The following is a 5,567-nucleotide window of genomic DNA, read 5'->3' as shown; positions in this document are numbered from 1 at the left end:
AGGCGATCGGATAGGCCAGCGCCACCGTTGCCATGGTCACCGCCCCGGCAATCGCGATCGAGCGCAGCATCAGGTGCCGCACCAGCGGATCGGTTGCGGCTTCCAGGTAATTGGCCCAGGTCAGCGTCCGGTCAATCTCGACATAGGTCTGGGTCCAGAAGCTGTACGCCACCAGTATCCCCAGCGGCGCCGCAACCAAAACACCAACATAAAGCGACGCAGGCGCGCTGAGCGCCAAACCCTTGCCAGTCTCGGTTCTGAAATATCCGGCCATGTCACTCCGTCGCTTACTGGGTTGAGGGCAGGGTGCTTCCATTAAAAATGGACAATCGTCCACTAAATCCTGACGGCTGGCACGGGGTCCTGTCAACAGGGTTATCAAAAAATGTACACACGTCCATTTTACTGGAGAAACTGCCCGGCCTGTGCCTAAACTGGGCTGAAAGCACTTCTTGCCGCACACGCATGAACCGCGTAACAGCAGTAAAATGCAGCAGGATCCAAGAGACAGATGGCCGGGAAACGGGAACAAAACCGCGAACAGAACCGTCAAGCGCTGATCGGCGCGGTGCTGGATTCGGTTGCTGAGAAGGGGATCTCCGAAACCTCCGTCAGCGAGATCATCCAGCGCGCCGGCCTCTCACGCGGCATGATTCATCTGCATTTCGGCGGCAAGGACAACCTGGTTCAGGCGGCGGCGCATCACTCCTCGGAAGAATATTACGACGGGCTGGAAGCGCTTTTGCAGACCGCAGGCGACAGTCCCCAGGAGCGGGTTGAGATGATCGTGCGCGGCGATCTCAGCAAACGGGTGCTGAACCGGCGCAATGTCAGTATCTGGTATGCCTTCCGCGGCGAGGCCCGTAACCGCACCGCCATTGCCGAATACTCTGACACCCGCGACGGTCGGCTGCGCGGCATGATCCACAACGCCTTTGCCCGGATCGTGCGGGAGGCCGGAACGCCGGATGCCTCCGGCGCGGCGCGCGATGCCACCCATGGCACCTTAGCGCTGCTGGAAGGCATGTGGACCGACTTCCTGCTGCACCCGGACCGCTTCGACCGGGAGGAGGCTGCGCGGATCATCTTCCGCTTTCTGGCGGCAATGTTCCCGGCGCATTTCTCGCTGGCCGGGGCGATCCGGCCGGGGCAGGAAGCGAGGGCCGCCAAGGCGGCCCCGTAAGTTTCAGATTCCGGATTTCACCGCGGTCCAGGCCCGGGTGCGCTGGCGCAGCGCTTTGGCGCCCAGGCTCTTGTCCGGGAACAGGCGGGCAAGGGTGGCAGCATCAGGATAGATCCCCGGATCGGACAGCACCTCCGGCAGCACATGGGCATCCGCTGCCGCATTTGCATTGGCAAAGAACACGGTATTGGAAACCCCGGCAATCACCTCCGGCTGCAGCATGTAGTCGATGAAGGCATAGGCCGCGTCTACATTGGGCGCATCTTCCGGGATCGCCATCAGGTCGATCCACATAAGGGTGCCCTCCCTGGGGATCGAATAGAGGACTTCGACGCCACTTTCAGCTTCTGCAGCACGGGCCTGAGCGATGCCAGCGTCGCCGGAATACATTACGGCCATACAGACATTGCCAGCTGGCAGGTCAGTGGCAGGCTTCTGATTGCTGAAGTAGGTGATGTTCTCAGCCGCGGCGGCCAGCAGCTGCTGTGCTTTGGCGATCTCCGCCTTGTCCTCTGAATAGGGATCGGCGCCGAGGTAGTTCAGTGCCACCGACAGCATCTCCACGGGCGAATCCAGCACCCCGATGCCGCAGTCCTTCAGCTTGGACGCATGGTCCTGATTGAACAGCAGGTCCCAGCTGTCTACTGGCACATCCCCCAACCGCTCAGCTACCAGCGCCGGGTTGTAGGCGATGCCGATGGTGCCCCAGGTATAGGGCACACCCAGCTGCCGTCCGCCCGGCACTTTGTCCAGAGATGCCAGGATTTCAGGGCGCAGGTTGCCGTAGTTCTTCAGTCGCGCGGTGTCGACAGGGTGCAGCGCGCCCGCCTGCAGCTGCCGTTCGGCATTGGAGGCGGCGGGAAACACCACGTCGTAACCCGAGCCCCCCGCCAGCATCTTGGTTTCCAGCACCTCGTTGCTGTCGAAATAATCCAGCGTGACCCTGGTTCCGGTTGCCTCCTCGTACCCGGAAATGGTGGTTTCGCCGAAATAGTCCGCCCAGTTGTAGATCGCCAGGTCGCCAGCAGAGGCTGGCGCCGCCAGGGCGGCGGCCAGCAAGGTTGCAGTCATGATATTGTTATTGATCATTCTTTCCTCCCTGTTGCTCGCTGCCTCAGCGCTGGCCGGAAGGTCCGGCCGCGTAGAGGCAGAGCAGATCGTTGGCGATGGTGGCCGCCGCGATGGCGGTGATTTCAGAGATGTCATAGGCCGGGGCGACCTCGACCACGTCCATGCCCACCACATCCGTGCCCGCCAGCCCGCGGATGATCTCCTGCGCCTGATAAGGCGACAGGCCGCCGATCACAGGCGTGCCGGTGCCGGGGGCCGACGCAGGCTCCAGCGCGTCGATGTCGAAGGTCACATAGGCCCTGTGATCGCCGACGATGCCGCGGATCTTTTCCGCCACCGCCTCCGGCCCCGTCTTCTGCACTTCGATGGCATCGATGATGTTCATGCCCAGCGGGTCGGGGTTGTGGGTGCGGATACCGATCTGAACAGACCGGGACGGGTCAACCAGCCCCTCGCGGACGGCGTGCCACAGCATGGTGCCATGGTCGATGCGGCCTTCCTCATCCGCCCAGGTGTCGGAATGGGCATCGAACTGGATCAGGCTCAGCGGCCCGTGCTTTTCCACATGCGCCTGCAGCAGCGGGTAGGTGATGAAATGGTCGCCGCCAATCGACAAGAGCGCCGTGTCAGTGGCCAGAATATCCCGCGCCGCCTGGGCGATTTCGCCCGGCACTTTGTGCGGATAGCCATAGTCGAACTCGCAATCGCCGTAATCGACCACCCGCAGCACCTCGTAGGGATCCGCCTCCCACGGCCACGGCTTTGACCAGGCAATGTGGCTGGAGCCCGAGCGCACTGCCCGCGGTCCCAGCCGGGTGCCGGACCGGCTGGACACCGACAGGTCGAACGGCACCCCCATTACCGCCACATCAGCACGGCTGAGATCGCGGGAATAACGCCGCCGCATGAAGCTGAGAGCGCCGGCATAGCTGGCCTCGGCCACCACGCCGCGGTCGCTTTCGCGGGTAAAGGCCAGATCACCCTGCACTGGGTTCACGCTGGAGGAATCGGTCATTTGGGGCTCCGTCATGTTGAAAATTCGCTTGGACCCAGTTTGACTTTCGCGGTTATGCCGGCAAACTTGACCAAGGATATATATCTTTAGGCATAGGCAATGGACGACCCGACCTTCCCGCCGCTGCCCGATGGCTGGGCCAAGGCGATGACGGCGCTGGCGGACACCATCGCAACGGAGCGCTTTCCCGGCGCGCTGCGGCAGATCCTGTCGCAATGCTGCAGCTTTGATTCGATGGTCATCTCGCACTACACGGGCGCGCAGCCGCCGGTGCCCCTGTATCAGGATCTGGATGAGCTGCAGGCGGCGATCACGGTGGAGTTCTACGCCAGCGGCCCCTACCTGCTGGACCCGCTTTATCAGGCCTGCCGCAACGGTTGCACGCCCGGCGCCTACCGGCTGATGGATCTGGCGCCGGAAGCATTCTACCGTTCCGAATATTACCGCGCTTTCTACCGAAAAATCAGCATCAGCGACGAAATCGGCATCCTGGTGCGGGACGGGGCAGAGCGCTGGTTTATCGTTTCACTCGCGCGGTTTGCCCGCCAGCAAAGGTTTGAGGCGGCAGACACGGAACGGCTGAATGCGGTGTTCGCGGTGATCGCCGCCGCCATCCGGCGCCAGTGGGGACAGGCGGAAGACACCGCGGCGCCCCATCAGCCCGCAGACTGGGAGGACCGGATGCAGACCTTCGGCACCGGCGTCCTCAGCCCGCGGGAACGGGAGGTGGTGCAGCTGATCCTGCAGGGCCATTCCACCCCCTCCGCTGCCGCCTATCTGGGCATTGCCGAAGGCACCGTGAAGGTCCACCGCCACCACGCCTATTCCAAGCTTGGTATTGCTTCGCAGGCGGAATTGTTTTCGATGGCCACCCGGCACCTGGCGGGCGCAGGGTAGGGCAGCCTTGCCCCACCAAACCCGCAAAATCCCAAAATTCTTTCTGAAAAGGCAATAATTCTGGGCGAAACATTGGTTTTTCGGTCATCTTGCGGGCTTTTCTGTTGACGAAATCCACATTTTTTACAAATTCTAGCGGTCAATCCGGTCGGATAGCCACCGTCTCCGACCTCAGGAATGAAGGCCGCAACGATGCCCACCACAGAAACCCACGCTGACCACGCCATACGGATCGCCGGGATCGCCGCGGAGGCCGCGCGCGGCTACTTCCGCAGCCGCCTGGGGATTGAGTTCAAGGCAGATGAAAGCCCTGTCACCCAGGCCGACAAGGCGGTCGAGAGCGAGGTGCGCGCCTATCTTGAGCAGCACTTCCCGGACCACGGCATCTTTGGCGAAGAACACGGATTTGACGGGGCGGACCGTGAGAATGTCTGGATCATCGATCCGATTGATGGCACCCGCTCCTTTCTGTCCGGGCACCCGCTGTTCGGCTTCCTGCTGGGGTTTCTGCAGGGCGGCGTTCCGCAACTGGGGGTGATTGGCATGCCCGCGCTGGGGGAGACGTTCCTTGGCCAGCGCGGCCAGGGAGCCACGTTAAACGGCCAGCCCATCCATGCTTCTGCTCAGACCAGGCTGATGCAGGCGATCCTGTATGTGAACGAAGGCGACAAGATCCACTGCGATTTTCCGGAACTGTTCAACCGGCTGATGCAGGCCGGGCAGACGCGCCGCTTTGCCTATGACTGCTATCCGCATGCACTGCTGGCGGCAGGCCATGTGGACGCTGTGATCGATTATGACCTGCAGCCTTATGACTTCCTGCCGGTTTCTGCAGTGGTCGAGGCCGCGGGCGGGGTGATCACCGATTGGCAGGGCAACCCGCTGGGGCTGGGTTCGGATGGCCGGGTGATTGCCGCTGCAACACCGCAGCTGCATGCCGAAATGCTAGCGCTGATCGAGGGATAAACCTATGGCGATACTGACCTTTCTGATCAGCCTGGCGGGTGCCACGATGCTGCTTTTGTATGCGGTGCGGATGGTGCGGACCGGGATCGAGCGCAGCTACGGCGCCTCGTTCCAGCGGCTGCTGACCGGGCGCCAAAGCCATCTGCAGGCGGGGCTGATGGGGCTGATCCTGGCGATCGTGCTGCAAAGCTCGGCGGCGGTGGCGCTCTTGACCTCCGGTTTTGCCGCCAGCGGCTATCTGGCCTTCCCCGCCGGGCTGGCGATCGTGCTGGGCGGCGATCTCGGCTCGGCGCTGATCATCCAGATCCTGTCGTTCAAGCTCGACTGGCTGGTGCCGGTGCTGCTGGCGGCCGGCGGCTACCTGTTCGTCAAGACCGAGGCCAAGAAGGCGCGCCAGCTGGGCCKGATCCTGATGGGCATTGCCTTCATCCTGAT

Annotated in this window: 6 protein-coding genes and 1 pseudogene; 4 read left to right on the top strand and 3 right to left on the bottom strand. The window is 62.6% G+C overall.

From position 1 onward, the window contains the following. Positions 1-274 (bottom strand): annotated as a pseudogene (locus GKC28_RS25805) (ABC transporter permease); the annotation flags it as partial. 237 nt (positions 275-511) lie between these two features. Between GKC28_RS25805 and GKC28_RS25800 the strand changes: the two are divergent. Further along, a complete protein-coding gene (locus tag GKC28_RS25800; protein WP_174149799.1) occupies positions 512-1,183 on the top strand; it encodes a TetR family transcriptional regulator C-terminal domain-containing protein in 672 nt (223 codons plus the stop codon). A 3-nt stretch (positions 1,184-1,186) separates the two neighbouring features. On the opposite strand, the gene GKC28_RS25795 is transcribed toward GKC28_RS25800, so the two are convergent. Further along, positions 1,187-2,272 carry an extracellular solute-binding protein gene (locus GKC28_RS25795; RefSeq protein ID WP_174149798.1) on the bottom strand — a complete coding sequence of 362 codons (1,086 nt, stop codon included), beginning with the start codon at positions 2,270-2,272 and terminating at the stop codon, positions 1,187-1,189. A gap of 25 nt (positions 2,273-2,297) precedes the next feature. Then, positions 2,298-3,269 carry an agmatinase gene (gene speB / locus GKC28_RS25790; protein WP_174149797.1) on the bottom strand — a complete coding sequence of 324 codons (972 nt, stop codon included), beginning with the start codon at positions 3,267-3,269 and terminating at the stop codon, positions 2,298-2,300. A 99-nt stretch (positions 3,270-3,368) separates the two neighbouring features. Here speB and GKC28_RS25785 point away from each other — a divergent pair, with 99 nt between their 5' ends. From GKC28_RS25785 to GKC28_RS25775, 3 genes are all read left to right on the top strand, one after another. Continuing rightward, positions 3,369-4,166: a helix-turn-helix transcriptional regulator gene (locus GKC28_RS25785; RefSeq protein ID WP_174149796.1), complete on the top strand. Its 798-nt coding sequence runs from the start codon at positions 3,369-3,371 to the stop codon at positions 4,164-4,166. A gap of 192 nt (positions 4,167-4,358) precedes the next feature. Continuing rightward, a complete protein-coding gene (locus GKC28_RS25780; RefSeq protein WP_174149795.1) occupies positions 4,359-5,132 on the top strand; it encodes an inositol monophosphatase family protein in 774 nt (257 codons plus the stop codon). 4 nt (positions 5,133-5,136) lie between these two features. Next, a partial coding sequence (locus tag GKC28_RS25775) for a Na/Pi symporter (protein WP_174149794.1) occupies positions 5,137-5,567 on the top strand: 431 nt, incomplete at its 3' end.

It is taken from the genome of Leisingera sp. ANG59 (genome assembly GCF_013317235.1).
Lineage (GTDB): Bacteria > Pseudomonadota > Alphaproteobacteria > Rhodobacterales > Rhodobacteraceae > Leisingera.
The sequence above is the reverse complement of the archived record's forward strand: the minus strand, read 5'-3'. Positions and strand labels throughout refer to the sequence as shown.